Raw genomic sequence first — 3,619 nt, 5'->3', positions numbered from 1 at the left:
CGTTGCAGCGCCGCATGAGGAGGCTCCAAGCGCAGCAAGCCCTGCGAGTTGCGAGGCTAAGTGCTTGATATCTTACTGGTGATTTTGGTTGCGGGAGTAGGATTTGAACCTACGACCTTCAGGTTATGAGCCTGACGAGCTACCGGGCTGCTCCATCCCGCGACACTTTTGTGGTCTATTGCCTATTCGGCTATTTGAGACCTGGTAGTGTTTTTATCATCGTTTAGAGAGAAGGGGGATTTTACTAGGTTTGGCGGTGACCTACTCTCCCGGGGCTTAAGCCCAAGTACCATTGGCGCGGCAGTGCTTAACTTCCGGGTTCGGGATGGGACCGGGTGTTTCACTTGCGCTATGACCACCAAACCGAGGAAAATCCCCGTCGCTCTTTTTGCTTTGCAAAAAGGCGACGCGCGGCAGGCAGCGTATTCGTTTACGAATTCGCGTTGCCGCACGGTTATTATGTCAATCAACAGTGTCGCTTGGCGCGACACAGCCATCCTTAGTCAAAGGTGTGTATGTTTTTGATTTGTCTTTCCATTACTGGATCAAATCAAGCCTATCGGGCGATTAGTACCGGTCAACTGAACGCATTACTGCGCTTACATCTCCGGCCTATTGACGTGGTGGTCTTCCACGGCCCTCAGGGAGACCTTGTTTTGAGGGGGGCTTCCCGCTTAGATGCCTTCAGCGGTTATCCTGTCCGATCATAGCTACCCAGCACTGCCGTTGGCACGACAACTGGTCCACCAGTGGATCGTTCACCCCGGTCCTCTCGTACTAGGGGCAACTCCTCTCAAGTCTCCTACACCCACGGCAGATAGGGACCGAACTGTCTCACGACGTTCTAAACCCAGCTCACGTACCTCTTTAAACGGCGAACAGCCGTACCCTTGGGACCTGCTCCAGCCCCAGGATGAGATGAGCCGACATCGAGGTGCCAAACACTGCCGTCGATATGGACTCTTGGGCAGTATCAGCCTGTTATCCCCGGCGTACCTTTTATCCGTTGAGCGATGGCCCTTCCACTCGGGACCACCGGATCACTATGGCCGTCTTTCGACTCTGCTCGACTTGTCAGTCTCGCAGTCAGGCTGGCTTCTGCCATTGCACTCAACGAGCGATTTCCGACCGCTCTGAGCCAACCTTCGCGCGCCTCCGTTACGCTTTAGGAGGCGACCGCCCCAGTCAAACTACCCGCCACGCAGGGTCCCGGATCCGGATAACGGACCGCGGTTAGACATCAAGAGTGCGAAGGGTGGTATCTCAAGGGAGGCTCCACAAGAACTGGCGTTCCTGCTTCAAAGCCTACCACCTATCCTGCACATCACAATCCTGATGCCAGTGCGAAGCTGTAGTAAAGGTGCACGGGGTCTTTCCGTCTAACCGCGGGAAGCCTGCATCTTGACAGGCAATTCAATTTCGCTGAGTCGATGTTGGAGACAGCGGGGAAGTCGTTACGCCATTCGTGCAGGTCGGAACTTACCCGACAAGGAATTTCGCTACCTTAGGACCGTTATAGTTACGGCCGCCGTTTACCTGGGCTTCAATTCAAGGCTCTCACCTCTCCTTTTAACCTTCAGGCACCGGGCAGGCGTCAGACCCTATACGTCGTCTTGCGACTTCGCAGAGCCCTGTGTTTTTAATAAACAGTCGCCACCCCCTGGTTTGTGCCCCCAGCCCCTAGTTGCCTAGGAACCGGGCCTCCTTCTCGCGAACTTACGGAGGTATTTTGCCGAGTTCCTTCAACATCGTTCTCTCAAGCGCCTTGGTATGCTCTACCAGTCCACCTGTGTCGGTTTAGGGTACGGTCTGATGGAGGGCTATTTCCAGGAACCACTCAGCAGCCCAATCAATCCGATAAGATTGAACTACACCTGTGATCCGTCACATCCTCCTGGCCTAGGAATATTAACCTAGTTCCCATCGCCTACGCCTTTCGGCCTCGGCTTAGGGGCCGGCTTACCCTGCTCAGATTAGCTTTAAGCAGGAACCCTTGGACTTTCGGCGAGAGTGTCTCTCACACTCTTTGTCGCTACTCATGTCATCATTCTCACTAGTGATCTCTCCACCGGATCGCTCACGCGCCGGCTTCATCGAAAAGACTCGATCCTCCAAGGTGCCCCGAAAGACACTAAAGAGGATAAGTCTTATGTCACACTACGCTCTGCTACCATGCCTTACGGCATCCTAAGCTTCGGCTCATGGCTTGAGCCCCGTTACATCTTCGCCGCAGGACAACTTATTTAGACCAGTGAGCTGTTACGCTATCTTTAAAGGATGGCTGCTTCTAAGCCAACCTCCTGGTTGTTTTGGTCGTCCCACCTGCTTTCCCACTTAGCCATGAATTGGGGGCCTTAGCTGTAGGTCAGGGTTGTTTCCCTCTCCACTACGGACGTTAGCATCCGCAGTGTGTCTGCCATCTAGTACTCCCGGGTATTCGGAGTTTGGTTAGGATCAGTAAGCCTGTGGGGCCCCATTACCCATCCAGTGCTCTACCCCCCGGGGTATTCGGATGACGCTCTACCTAAATAGATTTCGCAGAGAACCAGCTATCTCCGAGTTTGATTGGCCTTTCACCCCTAGGCACAGCTCATCCCGATCCTTTTCAACGGATGTGGGTTCGGTCCTCCAGTAAGTGTTACCTTACCTTCAACCTGGCCATGCCTAGATCACTCGGTTTCGGGTCTGATCCCACGAACTCATTCGCCCTATTAAGACTCGCTTTCGCTACGCCTACACCTAACGGCTTAAGCTTGCTCGTGAGACCAAGTCGATGACCCATTATACAAAAGGTACGCCGTCACCCCGCAAGGGGGCTCCGACTGATTGTAGGCGTTCGGTTTCAGGTACTGTTTCACTCCCCTCGTCGGGGTGCTTTTCACCTTTCCCTCACGGTACTGGTTCACTATCGGTCAGCAAGGAGTACTTAGCCTTCGAAGGTGGTCCTCCGATCTTCAGACAGAATTTCACGTGTTCCGCCCTACTTAATACGTCCATCAGAGCTTAGAATACGGGGCTGTCACCCGCTATGGCCATGCTTCCCAACATGTTCTTCTCACTCATCTGGCTCGGCTGGTCCCCGTTCGCTCGCCGCTACTAGGGGAGTATCAATTGATTTCCTTTCCTCCGGGTACTTAGATGTTTCAGTTCCCCGGGTTTGCCTTTATAACCCTATGTATTCAGGTCATAAATACCTGGTTATGCCCATTATTGATTAGCACAGCTAACAATAACAAACATTCAGGTGGGTTGCCCCATTCAGAAATCCATGGATCAAAGCTTATTCTCAGCTCCCCATGGCTTATCGCAGAGTATCACGTCTTTCATCGCCTCTTGCTGCCAAGGCATTCACCAAACGCCCTTCTCGCGCTTGATTTGATCCAGAAAAAGAAAGACTTGATATTGGCACTACCGCCTATTCGACTACTTGAGTGCGTTTGACCGCACACAACCAAAGCTGCGCTAGTAATCAAATCAATCGAGACCGCCCAGCTGGTAACTAAAGGCAGTCATTCTTCTGAACCAAAAACATACTTTTCCCGCCCCCGCCACTTGGACGAGGACAATTGAGCAACCCCATATGGTCTCTCAGCCGTGCAGCTGATCAACGCAGGTCGCT

At 52.9% G+C, this 3,619-nt stretch carries 1 tRNA gene and 2 rRNA genes; all 3 read right to left on the bottom strand.

The features are described 5' to 3' along the window. Positions 1 to 85: 85 nt before the first annotated feature. The 3 genes from AC2FEB_RS23180 to AC2FEB_RS23170 all read right to left on the bottom strand — a co-directional run bounded on the left by AC2FEB_RS23180 (position 86) and on the right by AC2FEB_RS23170 (position 3,376). Positions 86 to 162 (bottom strand) — tRNA-Met (locus tag AC2FEB_RS23180). Positions 163 to 248: 86 nt separating this feature from the next. After that, positions 249 to 363, bottom strand: a 5S ribosomal RNA gene (gene rrf / locus AC2FEB_RS23175). Positions 364 to 546: 183 nt separating this feature from the next. Beyond that, a 23S ribosomal RNA gene (locus tag AC2FEB_RS23170) occupies positions 547 to 3,376 on the bottom strand. Between the last annotated feature and the right edge of the window lie 243 nt (positions 3,377 to 3,619).

The organism is Ruegeria sp. YTSC106 (assembly GCF_059609765.1).
Note: the sequence above shows the minus strand (reverse complement) of the source record. Positions and strands in the feature narration are given on the sequence as shown.